Below are 13,615 nucleotides of genomic sequence, written 5' to 3' on the forward strand. Positions count from 1 at the left end.
TGGAGAACCACTCCCCTTGCGCAGTCTGACATACACCGATCTCGTCGCAATCGTGCAAGGGATGCCGCAGCCCTATCTGATCCTCGATGCCGATCTCGTTATCGTTGCTGCCAGTAATGCCTATCTGGCACTGGCGGACCGCACGCTCGATGATATCGTCGGTCGCTCCATTCTCGAGGCGTTTCCGGAAAATCCCGATGCCGCCGGAACCGTCGAGCAAGGTCCGCTGGAAGTGTCGCTCCGCCATGTGCTTGCAACCGGAAAGCCGCATGAGATGGCGGTCATTCAGTACGATATTCCGCAGCCGGGTGGTGGTTTCTTGCAGAAGTTCTGGACACCTGTCCACACGCCCGTCCCCGGGCCTGACGGAAAGACGGCATTCATCATCCAGAATCCGATGGACGTCACGAAAAGCGTTCTGAAGGCGCGCGAGGCCGATGCCCGTCTGCGCGTCGCCCTCCATGCCGCCGACCTTGCGTCCTGGGAATACGAACCGGAGACAGACCTCTGGCGTCGCAGTGGCGCTGTCGATGTGATGTTCGGTTTCGAACCGGGGGAGGGTGGACCGGTGGCCGCCCCGTTCTTTGCAAAGATGCATCCGGAGGATCTGGTGCGTGTTCGTGAGGCCCTCGCCTCGACCCTCGCCTCACCCGACCATACCGTGACGAATTTCGACTATCGCATTGTCGATTCAGGCACTGTGCGGCACGTTTCCTCGCGCGGCGAGGTCTTAAGAACATCGACGGGCAAGGTGAGGATGATCGGCGTCCTGATGGACGTGACGGCAGACCGCGAGCGCGAGGCGGCACTGTCTGCGGCGCTCGAAGAGAAGAGCGAACTCGTCGCTCAAAAGGATCTCCTGCTGGCCGAGGTGAACCACCGCGTCAAGAACAGCCTGCAACTGGTTATCAGCACCTTGCGCCTTCAGGCGCGCCGCCTGGAGGAGCCTGCGGTTGCCCAAGCTTTCGATCGGGCGATCTCGCGCGTGCGCGCGATCATCTCCGTGCATGAAGGTCTCTACCGCGATCAGAACTCGCTGTCGGTGAACATGGCAGAGCATCTCGACAAGCTTTGCAGAGACATGAACCTTGCCGGGGGAGCCGAGATCGAAGTCGATGTCGATGATATCGCCCTTCCCACGGAGCGCGCGATCCCGGTTTCGGTGATTGTCAGCGAACTGGTGCATGATTTGCCGCGTGACCGTTCGAGCAGCGGTCCGATTCAGGTGAGCTTGAAACGCAATTCGCCTGATGAGTGCGTGCTCAGCATCACTGGCGATGAAAGTGCATCATCCAGTGAGTTGTCAGAACGCCTGACCGCCAGCATGGCAAGCCAGATAGACGGCACGGTCTCGCGCCCGGATGGCCGTGGCCCGTGGACGATAACATTCCCAGCGGGGGCACGTTGATGCCGCTGCGTGTGATGATCGTCGAGGATGAGATGCTTCTGGCGTTGGACCTGGAGGACATGCTGATCGACGCCGGCCACACCGTCGTCGGGCAGGCATCCGACATGGTGCAGGCAATTGCGCTTGCCGAAAAGGTCGATGGAGCCGTCGACGTCGCCATCATGGATGTCAATCTTGCGCGCGGAACGAACGGTGTGGAGACAGCCGCAGTGCTGCGCGACCGTTTCGACGTGCCATCTCTCTTTGTCAGCGCCAACCTGGATGAGCGAACCCGCGCGCATGCGCAGGCGTCCAGGCCGTTAGGGTTCGTCGGTAAGCCTTACTCCGAGCGGGAAGTGTTGTCTTCTCTCGTGAAGCTTCGGAACTGACGGAAGCGTTGGTGGTTGGCCACGAGTTCACCGGAGCGTTTATGAAAGGCCGCCCGAGAGCGATCTGAGGGCGGACGACAGGTAGCGTTCCGTCAGTTCGAAATTCTTCGCCTTCGCCAGTTCGATGGCAGCGCCGATATGCGTTTCGAGGCCCATGGCGTCCAAACTCGCGTCGACCTCCCTTTCAACAAGCACGACGCCAGAATAGATCGAGGGTACGCCGTCGGCATCCTTTGCGCAGGATCCCATGCTCAGAAGTGATTTCACCTTTCCACCTGCGCAATAGATCCGATAGGCCGAAACGAGCGGTGGGCCGCCCAGAATGACATCATGGATACGCTCGGCCAGACGCGGCCGGTCCTCCTCGACAATCTTCTCGAGGATTGCTTCCACCGGAATACCCTTCGCCAGTTCGTCTTGATCGATCTCGTAGATTTGCGCGAAAGCCCCATCGGCCGTCAGAAGGTTCGTTGACAAGGACCAGGAATAAAATCCCCCGCCTTCCAAAAGGTTCTTGATCAAGCCTCTTTGCATCGAGCCCATGGCGCCCCTTCCATTCCCCATCGGCCATTTAAACCACGAGATCGGCTTCGCCAATGGCCTGCACCGACTGGTCGTTGGAAGTTGCCCATGTTCGGTCGATCACATTTGTGTGTTAGCATGTTCTAAATCACGATCGATAAAAGGTTACGGAAGCTGAACGCTGTGCTATTCTTGGTTGGGACATGTATCGAGTATCAGATCAGCCATGACGAAAGAACCTGTTAAAGGTCCAGCCTCCTATTTCCCGTCCATCGAAGCCAAGTACGGCCGACCGATCGCAGAGTGGAAAGAACTCATTCGCAGTCAGAGCGGCAAGAAGCACATGGAGCTGGTTGCCTGGCTGAAGCAGGAGCATGGCTTGGGCCACGGGCACGCCAATGCTCTCGTTGCGGATACGTTAAAGGAGTGAAGACGACGTCGTCCGATTGAGATGGCGTCGGAACAAGCCACGTGGTTTTGATCTTTTCGTGCGAAAGCATGTCTCTACTGCAAAACCGCAGCACACCTGTGTGCGACATGCTTGAGGACCAAGGTCATACCCCTACCACTTAGGTAACCAGTATCCGTGCGCAGAACAGGAAAGATCAAGCCATGGCGCGAAAGAACAGGGACGAGCTGGAATCATGGGACGAGCCGACGCCAGAGCCGGTGATCTGCCCATTGTGCGAGCGCGTCATTCCGGATGACCAGCAAGTCCAGCATCATCTTGTTCCCAAGAGCAAGGGCGGAAAGAAGACCGTGTGCCTTCACCGGGTCTGCCACGATCAGATCCATTCGATCTTCACCGACGCCCAACTTGCCAAGAAATTCTCGACGATCGAGGCGATTCTGGAAGACCCTGCGGTGCAGACCTTTGTTACGTGGGTGAAAAACAAGCCGCCGGGCTTTGCGGACTCCGCCAAAGACGCGCGGCAGTCATTCGGCCGTGGGCGCAAATCCTAAGCGGCGAGGTTTCTGCGGAAACAAATGTGCGGTCGCCAGGCGCGCGTTCAGCGAAGCTTTCAGACAGACTGATCGAATAGATCCGCTTCGGCCTGGCTGGAGAAGGTGAAGGTCACCAACTCGCTGTCATCGCTCTGGCGCAGGCCGATGGCCGTAACGATCAGCCGGGCGATTTCGTCCTGCGCTTCGCTGCCTGAGCGGGTTGAAGCCACTGCCTTTTCGATGGCTGGTGCGAAGACTTCGCTGATGACGCCGAGGCGCATGTTGTAGCGCATGATGATATCCCGGTCCTCGATGATCGCGGCCTGTTCTTCCTTCGGGATCCCGGCATTGTCCATGGCGGTGATCGTCGCATTGGTCGCGAGCCTGATCGGGCCTTCTGCCAGCCAGCGATCGACCATCTGATCGAACTGGTGCATGCGCTGCGCGGGAATAGTCTTCTGTACCGTGATCGACATCTTAGTTCCTTTGTTCGGGTCCATGCCTGCAGCGTGCTTGCCTGGTGGGAGAGCGGTTGCAGCCAGCGCCGAGACCTTTTCTCGAGCAGGCTTTATGGGGTCAGGCGGCAGGCTTCAACGTTTTTCTGCCTCCACCCAGATTGATCGGGACGGGAGATGCCCAAGGACGATGATGGTTTGCCCGCGCATGGTTTGTCGCGCCGCACTCACCCAAGGCCCATGCATTGTCGGACGCGCGTCCCAGGGCGTCAACGGCAATCCCGTGCCTCGTCATAGGTCTTCGCCGCCGCATCGATCTTTTCACCATTGGTCGCCGCCCAGGCGCAGAGCGCCTCGAATGGCTCGCGCAGGGAATGGCCGAGCGGCGTGATGGCGTACTCCACGCCAATCGGCTGGGTAGGCAGAACTGTGCGCGTCACAAGCCCATTGCGCTCCAGCCTCTTCAAGGCGTCTGCCAGTGCCTTGTGGGTGATACCATCCAGACGTCGCTTGATCTCGTTGAAGCGCGATGGTTTTGGGCAGATCACCGTCAGGATCAGGATCGTCCATTTGTCGGCGATCTTGTCCAGCACAGGGCGCACCTTCGGCATATCGCAGAGCGCCTGCCGAGAGAGGGTTTCCAGGTCGGTATACTCGTCCATATCTAGGCTATTCCAGGTGCGTAATTGATATCAGATATCCACCGTATATCATGGCGAGACCATAGATTGAAAGGAATTACGATGGCTCGCATGAACAACAAGGTAGCTCTGGTCGTGGGCGGCGCGAAGGGCATAGGTCTTTCCATTGCGGAGCGACTGGCTGGCGAAGGCGCCAAGGTCTTCCTCACCAGCCGCAAGGGCGAAGAGGCTGAAAAGGCAGCCCACAACATCGGCAGCGGCGCGGTGGGCATTGCCGCCGACGCAAGCTCGCCGGAGGATATGCGCGCTGCTGTTGAAACCGTGCGCAAAGCCCATGGCCATATCGACGCGCTGGTCCTGAATGCCGGTCTTTCAGAGCCGTCGCTTATCGCCGAGATCACGCCGGAGCATTTCGACCGCCACTTCGATGTCAATGTCCGGGGGATGGTGTTCGGCTTCCAGGCCGCTCTTCCTGCAATGAAGGACGGTGGTTCGGTGGTCCTCATCGGGTCCATTGCCGGGAGCGCAGGCTATGCCGGTTACGGCACCTATTGCGCAACCAAAGCTTCCGTTCGCTCCTATGCTCGCACATGGACGGCGGAACTTGCGCCCAAAGGCATCCGCGTCAACGTCGTCGCACCCGGCCCGACGGATACGGATATGATGGCGGCTGTTGCCGACGATGTGCGCGCAGCCATCGTCGCGCCAATCCCCATGGGCCGCATGGCCAAACCCTCGGAAGTGGCTGCGGCCGCTCTGTTCCTGTTGAGCGACGAGGCGAGCTATATCGCGGGTGCCGAACTCTGCGTCGATGGTGGGTTGCTGCAGGTTTAAGGGGAATGGAAGGCGGTGCCCGAACTCGATGGGTCGGGCACCTTAGACGTGGCTCGTGATATACCGTCTCACCATGGCGAAAGGTCACACGCTGTGATGAGCAGTCACGATCACCAACTCAAACTTATGGTACAAGATGGCGGCCAGGGTTAGCCGTCAGGTTGTCGTGCGGACTGGATGGGAGGGGACTGGTTGCCTCCGGCTCGCCATTGCGAGAATCAAGGCTCCGCTCAAACCGGACACGAGCGATCCCATCAAAATCCCGACCTTGACGTGATCTTGAACGGCTGGATCGTTGAACGCCAGCAGACCGATGAACAGAGACATCGTGAACCCGATGCCGCACAGAAGCGCCGTGCCGGCCACCTGTCCCCAGCTCGCCTGGGCTGGCAGTTGCGCCAGGCCAAGCTTTACCAGGACTGCGACGACGCCAAGCACGCCAACCAGCTTGCCGAAGAACAGGCCACCGGCAACGCCCATGGTCAGCGGCTCGGTAAAGACCGACAGGCTCAGACCCGATAGGGAAACCCCGGCATTGGCGAAGCCGAAGATTGGCACGATGATGAAGGCAACCGGCTTGTGCAGCGCATGCTCTAGGCGATGAAGCGGCGACTCGTCCGGCGTCGCTTCCGGTGTGCCGGGCGTCAACTTGAGCGGGATCGTCAGCGCCAGCATCACGCCCGCCAGTGTTGCGTGAACGCCTGACGCGAAGACCAGCACCCAGAGCACAGAACCGAGCACCAGATACGGCCACAGTACCTTCACCTTCATCTTGTTGAAGATGAAGAGATTGCCCCACACGAGGATGGCTCCGATGAGAGCAACGAGGTTCAGGTCCGCCGTGTAGAACAGGGCGATGACGATGACGGCACCGAGATCATCGATGATGGCCAGTGCTGCAAGGAAGATCTTGAGCGAGGTTGGGACGCGCGATCCGAACAGGGAGAGCACGCCAAGCGCAAAGGCGATGTCCGTCGCCGTCGGTATGGCCCATCCCTGCAAAGCGGCTGGATTGTCGCGGTTCAGCAGGACGTAGAAGAGTGCCGGACATATCATGCCGCCCGCTGCGGCAGCGCCCGGCAGAACCCTGCGGCTCCAGCTGGAGAGCTGTCCGTCAAGCATTTCGCGCTTGATTTCAAGCCCGACCATGAGGAAGAACACCGCCATCAGGGCGTCATTGATCCAATGCTGGAGGCTGAGCGGTCCGATATAGACGTGAAGGATATGGAAATAATCTTCAGCCAGAGGCGAGTTGGCCGTGATGATGGCTAGAAGTGCGACGGTCATGAGCACGAGGCCACCCGAGGCCCCGTTATCGAGAAACTTGCGAAGTGTGGAATTGATGCGACCTGGATTTGATGTCGAAGACACAGGCTCACCCTCCCTTTGTTGGAAGTTGATCTTAGTCTCCGTCGATTTCGGGGGAACCCGCAGCGCACGCAGCACGCGCTGTCGGGTTTAAATTTAACCTATCCTGATCGCTTTTTCCACCAAAACCGGTCCTGCGCGCACCCGGGTGGCGCATTTTCTCCTGGTGAGCAGGTTTCAGCGCTGCGTGATTTCTTCCTTGCCACGTCCGGCAAACCAGTTGGCGAGGAGGGCACCGGATATGTTGTGCCAGACGCTGAAAATGGCGCTCGGCACAGCGGCAAGCGGCGAGAAGTAGGCCGTTGCGAGCGCTGCACCGAGACCGGAATTTTGCATGCCGACCTCGATTGCAATGGCCTTGCGCTTGGCAAGCGTCAGGCCGCAGGCCTTGGCTGCGAAGAAGCCGAGCAGGTAACCGAGACCGTTGTGCAGGATGACGACGGCGAAGATCATCAGGCCGGATTGAACGATGGACGCCTTGGAGGCGCCCACGACGGCGGAGACGATCAAGACGATGCCGATGACGCTGACAAGCGGCAGAGCAGGGACGGCGGCCTTGACGAAGCTTGGCAAAAGCTTCTGCAGCAGTGCGCCGAGCGCCAGCGGAACAAGCACGACCTTGATGATGCTCATGAACATTGCCCAGCCATCGACGGGAAGATACTGGCTGGCAAACATCCAGACAAGAAACGGCGTGATGATGGGAGCAGCAAGCGTCGTCACGGACGTGCAGGCCACGGAGAGTGCGACGTCACCCTTGGACAGATAGGTCATGACGTTGGAGGAGGTACCACCGGGGCAGCATCCCACCAGGATCACGCCTGCCGCCACTTCTGGCGGCATCGGAATGAGCTTTGTCAGCAGAACAGCCAGAAGCGGCATGATCAGGAATTGGCCAAGAACGCCGATCGTCACATCGAAGGGACGCTTCACCACCTCGCGGAAGTCATCAAGCGAAAGGGTAAGACCCATGCCGAACATGATGATGGACAGCAACGTCACGATCCACGGGCCGATCTGCTTGAACGTATCGGGAAAGAAGAAGCCGAGGACCGCAAACAGCACCACCCAGGCCGCGAATGTCTTGCCAACGAACGACGATATCTGCGCCAGTGCCTTCATGATCTGTCCCTCCAAAGAAATGCTAGCGGGACGTCTAGATGCGTCAGCCTGACTGTCAAGGTCAGTTTGGCTGGGTTTTTGCGTGTCTGCTAATATTGCGGTTGCCTGCTTTCAGCAGGGATGTGGACGACAGCTGCAGTCGGGGACGATGCGCGTGCGCCCATCGGCGAGCCGATCCGCCGCCCGGCAGAAGACATCAAGGGCGCGCTTTTGTCAGCCTGATTTGATCGTCCTCAACTTTGATCTCGTTGCTCCAGCCAAGGTGCCGGTAGAACCCAGCGGCGCGGCTATTTTCAGCGGTTTCCAGCCAGATTTCAGAATGGTGCCGAAACAGCTCGTTCTCAGCGGCATCCACCAGCTTTGCCCCTATGCCCATCCCCTCGTGCGAGGGAAGAATAAAGGCAGCGAAGAGAGAACCCTCGGCACTATCGATCATCGAGAATCCAACGACCTCATCACCCGAAACAGCGACCCAAGCGCAGGGTGCAGCGGAAATCATCTCGGCAATCGACGCCTCGGTTATGCCGAGACCGGCAAGTTGTTCGCGGCTCAGGTGGTTCTCGCGAACGTAGGTGCGAATGTGAAACAGGGCTGGAACATCGGCCGGTTTGGCGGGTCTGATCGTTGTTATCATAAATCATTCTCGATAATGACGTTTTCGGGCGCGCTACTCCAAGACATGTCTGGCACCTACATCGCTGGCTTGAACACAATCGTTAACGAAAACACGATGCCGCTTGAGCCGCGAGCCTAGCTCGGTGCTTGGCGCTACCGGGGGCAAGGCCGATATCTAGCATATCCTTTGCTGAATGCTACCATTCTGCGCAGAGGTGCCGAGGACTGAAAACCCGCCGAAAGGTAAAATTCGCTCAGCAAGGGTCAAGCTTGCTGTTCACCGAGGGTCGAGAAGGATTAAGAACGGCATTTGTCGGATTTGCATTTCGCCGATCATTTACAGGCGCTCTCTCGAGCCTCATCGTCGAAAATGTACTTTCCCGAGGTTTCGTCAGCGCAGCGGTCAATATGTTCGTTGGCGTCAAGAAGCCCCTTCACGACCAAGCCAGCGCCGAGTAGGACGCCAAATCCGAGCGCAGCTGCGATACATCGAAGGGCTAATCGCATTTCGGGTCCTGCTGCATGTCGCGCTTTGTACGCGGTTTGTAATGCAGGGTGTTTAAGCCTGTAACGACGCCCCCAGCAACGCCAGTCCCATCAACAGCACCACCAGTGCCCCGGCAATCTCGATACCGTTGGCGATCCTTGAAGCCCGGCGGCTGCCGGTTCCGGCGTAGCGGATGGCGGCGTCCTTGGCGGTGACGGCGAGGATGGCGAGCAGCGAGACGGTTATGGCGGTGCCGATGGACATGGCGAGCACCGAGAGCATGCCGCCGATGAGCAAGCCGTTCAGCATGGAAAAGCTCATGACGATGATGGCGCCGGAGCAGGGGCGCAGGCCCACCGCGACGATTGCCGACCATGCTTCGGTGAGGCTGAATGTGCGGGACTGGAAGATGGTGGGATCGGGCGCGTGCGCCTTGCCGCAGGCATCGCAGATGTCACCGCTGCCGCTCTGAGCGTGATCGGCAAAGACCGGCTGGCCCTGAAAGCGCAGCCCCGTGCCCATGCCCGTGCGGCGGGGGGCTGTGGTTGGGGCGTCTGCGAAGCCGGTCGCGGTATTGTCCGCTGCCTTGAAGGACAAAGCAGAGCTTCTGGACAGGCCAGCGCCTGCGCCGGACGATGGCGGAAAAGAGGACGTGGACGATGCGGAAGACGATGTGGCCAGCGCCGATGCGGGCGTTTGTGTTGGCGTGACGGCGTGATAATCGTCGTGATGGCGCAGCATGCTCCAGATCTTGCGCACCAGAAGCCAGGCGCCGAAAAGCGCGACCATGGCAAAGCTTGCGATCTCCATCGCCTGCGTGGCCTTGGTCATGGTGATGGAGGTGCCACGCAGCAGAAAGTAAGCTGCGACGACGAGGCCTATGGCGACGACGCCCTGGATGAGTGCCGAGACGAAGGAAATCAGGATGCCGCGTTTCAGCTGCGTTTCGTTGGCGATCATGTAGGAGGAGATGACCGCCTTGCCATGGCCGGGGCCAGCGGCGTGGAAGACGCCGTAAGCGAAAGACAGGCCGATCAGCGAAGTCAGCGCCCATGGGTCTTCGCGCATGGCTTTCAGCGCGCCGGTGAGTGCGCGGTAGAAGCTCTGCTGGTGGACGTTGATCCACTGGAAGAAGGGGGCGAGTGGCCCGCCGACAGAAATGGAAGGTTCGGCGGAGCCGATGCCGAGCGGAGATTGGGCGTGGGCGATGCTGAGCGAGGCGAAGAGGAGGGCGAGGGTGGTAAGCGCCAGGAGCCACACCTTACCGACCTCATTCCCGTCCTCGTGATAGGAATCCAGTCGTCGCGCGTCTGCGCGGCGGGAGGAGGCTTGTCCACGCCACGACCTCTCAGGCACCATGGTCGGCCCCACGGTCACTTCCGAGGGCGACCTGACGATCCATGAGCCGTTGAAAACATGGATCCTCGGGTCAAGTCCGAGGATGACCCGAAGCGAGCGTTTTAGGGTCATCATCAATCCCTCAGCCTGCCTGGCTCCCTGCGGTGAAACGGCATCCTCTAGCATTGCAATTCCAGTCTTGTCGCAAAGAGCTTGGTCATATCGGTGCCGGTCGGATCGTTGAAGAAGGCGTCGGTCAGGCTGCTCTGGTTCTGGGCGATGATTTCATCCGGGTCGGGGCGCACCACCTTGTGCTTGCAGGCGGCCAGATGCGGGCCTTTGACGACGATGTCGGTATCCTTGGCGAAATCGATGGCCGTATACATGGTCGGGTCCCAGGCGCCGAAGGAAAGCTTGCCCTTCACCGGCAGCGGGTTCTTCGGCTTGACCGAGAAGAACATCAGGATCTGGCCGTCCTTGTAATCCACATGGATGACATCCGGCTTGTTGAAGTCGATGTTCTTTCCGTTGACCCCGATGAAGGTGTAGTAGGAATATTCGGCAAGCGATTCATGCACCGTGGTGCCGATTTCAGCGAGCTCTTCCTTGTCGAGCTTGGCGTCGCTGTTCTTGTCGTAGTCCAGGACCACGCTTGCGGAAAACATCTCGTCGAAGCGCCAGATGTTGCGCACTTCCTGCACATTGCCATCCGCGCCTTCGATGATTTCCATGCGCGCTTCGGCAAAGATATGCGGATGGGCGAAAGCGTTAAGCGGCGCAAGACAGGCAGCGGCGCAGGCGGCCATTGGTAGAATGAGTTTTTTCATGGGCCGCGTTTTATCCTCGGGCGAATCTGCGGTTACTCTATAACAAATTGGGTCTGAATTTCGGCGGAGCGCCGATCAACCGTTCTTTCGGAACCAGTTGGAGAGATAATCGACGAAGCTGCGCACCTTGGCGGGCAGGTAGCGCCGGTGCGGATAGACGGCGTAGATGCCGCGATCGCGGGAAATATACTCATCGAAAAGCGTCACCAGTTCGCCCGACTGGATATGCGGGCGAGCGATGAAATCCGGCACGATGGCAACGCCGAGCCCAGAGCGTGCGGCGCGCAGCGTCGCCTGCGGGCTGTTGACTTCGATCGGTCCTCGCGTCGCAACCGAATTGGTGCCGCCGCCGGGCTCGAAATAACGGATGTGATTCTGGAAGCGGGAATTGGTGTCGATGATGCAGGGCACTTTTCCAAGATCTTGCGGGGTTTCCAGCGGGCCATGGCGCTCGACGAAATCGGGTGTCGCCACCGCATGAACGCGGAAATCCGACAGCTTGCGGGCAATGAGGCCCGAATCCTCCAGCTTGGTGATGCGGATTGCCAGATCGAAGCCTTCCTCGATCAGATCGACGAAGCGGTCGTCGGCCACGATCTCCATGGAAAGCTCCGGGTTTTCTCGGGCGAAATCGATGAGGCTCTGGCCGACATCGGCATCGATGAAGGTGCGCGGCACGGAAAGGCGTAGCTTGCCTTTCAGGTCGGAGTTTTTCTCGCGCACCAGGTCCGCGAGATTGTCGATCTCTTTCAATATATCGGAGGCCGTGCGGTAATAGGTGTGGCCCGCTTCGGTCAGCGAAAACTGCCGCGTGGTGCGGTTCAGCAGCAGCGCGCCGAGATCGTCTTCCAGCTCGCGCACATATTTGGACAGCAGCGCCTTGGAGCGTCCGGTCTTGCGCGCGGCGGCGGAGAAACCTTCCGCCTCGACCACGTCGATAAAGGCGCGAATGCGGGTCAGCGTATCCATCCAAAAACTCCTGTTTGTTCCATATATTTGAACGATCGGGACGGACTGTCCAATAACAAAATAGCTGCCGAAAAAATTCGCGATGTGGTGAAAAATTCCTCTTGATTATGACGGCGAATATTCTTATCTCCCGGTCTGCCCAAAGTCGCACGTGCCCATGTGTGTCCGCCGACCCTCGATGTGGTGAGGAGTTCGGTAAGGTACCTGGAATTAACCCCTCCAGTCGCTGTTCCGGCCAACCGGATATGCGAGGACATACGAAGCAACGACGGTGCGGGCCTTTCTGGTTCTCTGCCGGCTTTCCATCAGCCGGGGTACTGAAGAGGCACACCATCATTGCCGTAAGTGCGGTTGGGTATGATTCCCTCCAATCCCATGGCAGACAAAGCCGAATAATGCTCCTGGCAGGGCGTTGTTCACATTTGCGCCTTGAGCGTATGCGAATGAATCTGCGCCTCCACCGGCTGATTCGTCTTGCATATCTCGAGCGTTCTTTGTCCTCCGGAATTTTCCGGAGCCGGATCAAGTTAGGGAACACAACGATGACGACTGCTCGCATCCTCGACTTCATCAATACCCGCCGTCCCGAAGGTCCCTGCCTTGTGGTCGATCTCGACGTCGTGCGCGATAATTTCCACGCGTTCCGTCACGCCCTGCCGAACAGCGCGATCTATTACGCTGTCAAGGCAAACCCGGCTCCTGAAATTCTGAAGCTGCTCGCTTCCATGGGCTCCAACTTCGATTGCGCCTCCGTGGCTGAAATCCAGATGGCGCTCGATGCCGGTGCGACCTCCGACCGCATCTCCTTCGGCAACACCATCAAGAAGGAACGCGATGTTGCACGCGCTCATGCGCTCGGCATCGATCTCTTCGCCGTGGACAGTCATGAGGAAGTCGAGAAGGTTGCCCGCGCAGCCCCAGGTGCCCGCGTATTCTGCCGCGTTCTGACCGATGGCGAAGGTGCCGAATGGCCGCTGTCTCGCAAGTTCGGCTGCGTGCCGCAGATGGCTGTCGACGTTCTGGTCTATGCACACCAGCTGGGTCTCGAATCCTACGGCGTGTCCTTCCATGTCGGTTCGCAGATGATGAACCTCGACGCATGGGATGCAGCCGTTGGCGATGCCAAGCGCGTTTTCGCCTCTCTTGCCAAGCAGGGCATCCACCTGCAGATGGTCAATATGGGCGGCGGTTTCCCGACCAAGTATCTTCGCGACGTTCCCGCCGCTGAAGAATACGGCCAGGCAATCGACACGGCGCTGCGCAAGCACTTCGGCAACCAGATCCCGAAGACCATCATCGAGCCGGGCCGCGGCATGGTTGGCAATGCGGGGGTGATCAAGGCGGAAGTCGTTCTCGTCTCTCGCAAGTCCGACAATGACAACCATCGCTGGGTGTTCCTCGACATCGGCAAGTTCGGCGGTCTGGCCGAAACCATGGACGAAGCCATTCGTTACCCCATCCGCACCACGCGCGATGAGGACACGATGGAGCCTTGCGTTCTGGCCGGTCCGACCTGCGATAGCGCCGATGTGCTCTACGAGAAGAACATGTACCCGCTGCCGGTCTCGCTGACCATCGGCGACGAAGTTCTGATCGAAGGAACGGGCGCCTACACGACCACCTATTCGGCGGTCGCTTTCAACGGCTTCGAGCCTTTGAAGGCCTACGTGATCTAAACCCGTCTCAGGGTTTTTACTGATCCAAAGCAATGTGATC

Annotated in this window: 15 protein-coding genes; 6 read left to right on the forward strand and 9 right to left on the reverse strand. The window is 59.1% G+C overall.

The annotated features are described in order from the left end of the window. The first annotated feature begins 16 nt into the window (after nt 1–16). Nucleotides 17–1,408, forward strand: a complete 1,392-nt coding sequence (locus QZ869_RS20555; protein WP_296107048.1) for a histidine kinase dimerization/phosphoacceptor domain -containing protein — start codon at nt 17–19, stop codon at nt 1,406–1,408. After that, the gene (locus QZ869_RS20560) at nt 1,408–1,776 is read left to right on the forward strand and encodes a response regulator (RefSeq protein WP_296107050.1); all 369 of its coding nucleotides are present in this window, start codon (nt 1,408–1,410) and stop codon (nt 1,774–1,776) included. The genes QZ869_RS20555 and QZ869_RS20560 overlap by 1 nt, the downstream gene beginning before the upstream one ends. Nucleotides 1,777–1,815: 39 nt before the next feature. Here QZ869_RS20560 and QZ869_RS20565 read toward each other — a convergent pair whose 3' ends face one another. Next, nucleotides 1,816–2,319 carry a PAS domain-containing protein gene (locus QZ869_RS20565; protein WP_296014402.1) on the reverse strand — a complete coding sequence of 168 codons (504 nt, stop codon included), beginning with the start codon at nt 2,317–2,319 and terminating at the stop codon, nt 1,816–1,818. 205 nt (nt 2,320–2,524) lie between these two features. Here QZ869_RS20565 and QZ869_RS20570 point away from each other — a divergent pair, with 205 nt between their 5' ends. Further along, complete coding sequence (locus tag QZ869_RS20570) at nt 2,525–2,728, forward strand: DUF4287 domain-containing protein (RefSeq protein WP_296014400.1); 204 nt, start codon at nt 2,525–2,527, stop codon at nt 2,726–2,728. Nucleotides 2,729–2,910: 182 nt separating this feature from the next. Further along, nucleotides 2,911–3,261, forward strand: coding sequence for an HNH endonuclease (locus QZ869_RS20575; RefSeq protein ID WP_296101254.1), 351 nt, complete (start codon nt 2,911–2,913; stop codon nt 3,259–3,261). Nucleotides 3,262–3,320: 59 nt separating this feature from the next. On the opposite strand, the gene QZ869_RS20580 is transcribed toward QZ869_RS20575, so the two are convergent. Then, complete coding sequence (locus QZ869_RS20580) at nt 3,321–3,719, reverse strand: hypothetical protein (RefSeq protein ID WP_296084431.1); 399 nt, start codon at nt 3,717–3,719, stop codon at nt 3,321–3,323. Between the two features lie 248 nt (nt 3,720–3,967). Continuing rightward, nucleotides 3,968–4,360 (reverse strand): helix-turn-helix domain-containing protein, encoded by a 393-nt coding sequence (locus QZ869_RS20585; protein ID WP_296038829.1) that lies wholly within the window; start codon nt 4,358–4,360, stop codon nt 3,968–3,970. An 81-nt stretch (nt 4,361–4,441) separates the two neighbouring features. On the opposite strand from QZ869_RS20585, the gene QZ869_RS20590 reads away from it, so the two are divergent. Further along, nucleotides 4,442–5,173 (forward strand): SDR family NAD(P)-dependent oxidoreductase, encoded by a 732-nt coding sequence (locus QZ869_RS20590; protein ID WP_296038828.1) that lies wholly within the window; start codon nt 4,442–4,444, stop codon nt 5,171–5,173. A 156-nt stretch (nt 5,174–5,329) separates the two neighbouring features. Here the strand turns inward: QZ869_RS20590 and nhaA are convergent, their stop codons facing one another. The 6 genes from nhaA to QZ869_RS20620 form a co-directional block, all read right to left on the reverse strand. Next, nucleotides 5,330–6,544, reverse strand: coding sequence for a Na+/H+ antiporter NhaA (nhaA, locus tag QZ869_RS20595; RefSeq protein ID WP_296107052.1), 1,215 nt, complete (start codon nt 6,542–6,544; stop codon nt 5,330–5,332). Between the two features lie 174 nt (nt 6,545–6,718). Next, nucleotides 6,719–7,663 carry a bile acid:sodium symporter family protein gene (locus QZ869_RS20600; protein ID WP_296014393.1) on the reverse strand — a complete coding sequence of 315 codons (945 nt, stop codon included), beginning with the start codon at nt 7,661–7,663 and terminating at the stop codon, nt 6,719–6,721. Between the two features lie 196 nt (nt 7,664–7,859). Then, entirely contained in the window at nt 7,860–8,297 is a 438-nt protein-coding gene (locus tag QZ869_RS20605; protein ID WP_296107055.1) for a GNAT family N-acetyltransferase, read from the reverse strand. A 540-nt stretch (nt 8,298–8,837) separates the two neighbouring features. Continuing rightward, complete coding sequence (locus tag QZ869_RS20610; protein ID WP_296014390.1) at nt 8,838–10,235, reverse strand: nickel/cobalt transporter; 1,398 nt, start codon at nt 10,233–10,235, stop codon at nt 8,838–8,840. 47 nt (nt 10,236–10,282) lie between these two features. Further along, complete coding sequence (locus QZ869_RS20615) at nt 10,283–10,930, reverse strand: DUF1007 family protein (protein WP_296014389.1); 648 nt, start codon at nt 10,928–10,930, stop codon at nt 10,283–10,285. A gap of 75 nt (nt 10,931–11,005) precedes the next feature. Next, entirely contained in the window at nt 11,006–11,899 is an 894-nt protein-coding gene (locus QZ869_RS20620; RefSeq protein WP_296014387.1) for a LysR family transcriptional regulator, read from the reverse strand. Nucleotides 11,900–12,441: 542 nt separating this feature from the next. Between QZ869_RS20620 and odc2 the strand changes: the two genes are divergently transcribed. Next, nucleotides 12,442–13,575, forward strand: a complete 1,134-nt coding sequence (gene odc2, locus QZ869_RS20625) for an ornithine/lysine decarboxylase (RefSeq protein WP_113180914.1) — start codon at nt 12,442–12,444, stop codon at nt 13,573–13,575. Nucleotides 13,576–13,615 lie beyond the last annotated feature (40 nt).

Origin of the sequence: uncultured Agrobacterium sp., from assembly GCF_913777885.1 — a bacterium.
Taxonomy (GTDB): domain Bacteria; phylum Pseudomonadota; class Alphaproteobacteria; order Rhizobiales; family Rhizobiaceae; genus Agrobacterium.

What these genes read in the sequence shown, in the direction of transcription:
- QZ869_RS20615 (WP_296014389.1), bottom strand. Translation starts at nt 10,930, where the DNA reads ATGAAAAAACTCATTCTACCAATGGCCGCCTGCGCCGCTGCCTGTCTT.
- QZ869_RS20580 (WP_296084431.1), bottom strand. Translation starts at nt 3,719, where the DNA reads ATGTCGATCACGGTACAGAAGACTATTCCCGCGCAGCGCATGCACCAG.
- QZ869_RS20590 (WP_296038828.1), top strand. Translation starts at nt 4,442, where the DNA reads ATGGCTCGCATGAACAACAAGGTAGCTCTGGTCGTGGGCGGCGCGAAG.
- QZ869_RS20570 (WP_296014400.1), top strand. Translation starts at nt 2,525, where the DNA reads ATGACGAAAGAACCTGTTAAAGGTCCAGCCTCCTATTTCCCGTCCATC.
- QZ869_RS20575 (WP_296101254.1), top strand. Translation starts at nt 2,911, where the DNA reads ATGGCGCGAAAGAACAGGGACGAGCTGGAATCATGGGACGAGCCGACG.
- QZ869_RS20565 (WP_296014402.1), bottom strand. Translation starts at nt 2,319, where the DNA reads ATGGGCTCGATGCAAAGAGGCTTGATCAAGAACCTTTTGGAAGGCGGG.
- QZ869_RS20560 (WP_296107050.1), top strand. Translation starts at nt 1,408, where the DNA reads ATGCCGCTGCGTGTGATGATCGTCGAGGATGAGATGCTTCTGGCGTTG.
- QZ869_RS20600 (WP_296014393.1), bottom strand. Translation starts at nt 7,663, where the DNA reads ATGAAGGCACTGGCGCAGATATCGTCGTTCGTTGGCAAGACATTCGCG.
- QZ869_RS20605 (WP_296107055.1), bottom strand. Translation starts at nt 8,297, where the DNA reads ATGATAACAACGATCAGACCCGCCAAACCGGCCGATGTTCCAGCCCTG.
- odc2 (WP_113180914.1), top strand. Translation starts at nt 12,442, where the DNA reads ATGACGACTGCTCGCATCCTCGACTTCATCAATACCCGCCGTCCCGAA.
- QZ869_RS20610 (WP_296014390.1), bottom strand. Translation starts at nt 10,235, where the DNA reads ATGACCCTAAAACGCTCGCTTCGGGTCATCCTCGGACTTGACCCGAGG.
- QZ869_RS20585 (WP_296038829.1), bottom strand. Translation starts at nt 4,360, where the DNA reads ATGGACGAGTATACCGACCTGGAAACCCTCTCTCGGCAGGCGCTCTGC.
- QZ869_RS20620 (WP_296014387.1), bottom strand. Translation starts at nt 11,899, where the DNA reads ATGGATACGCTGACCCGCATTCGCGCCTTTATCGACGTGGTCGAGGCG.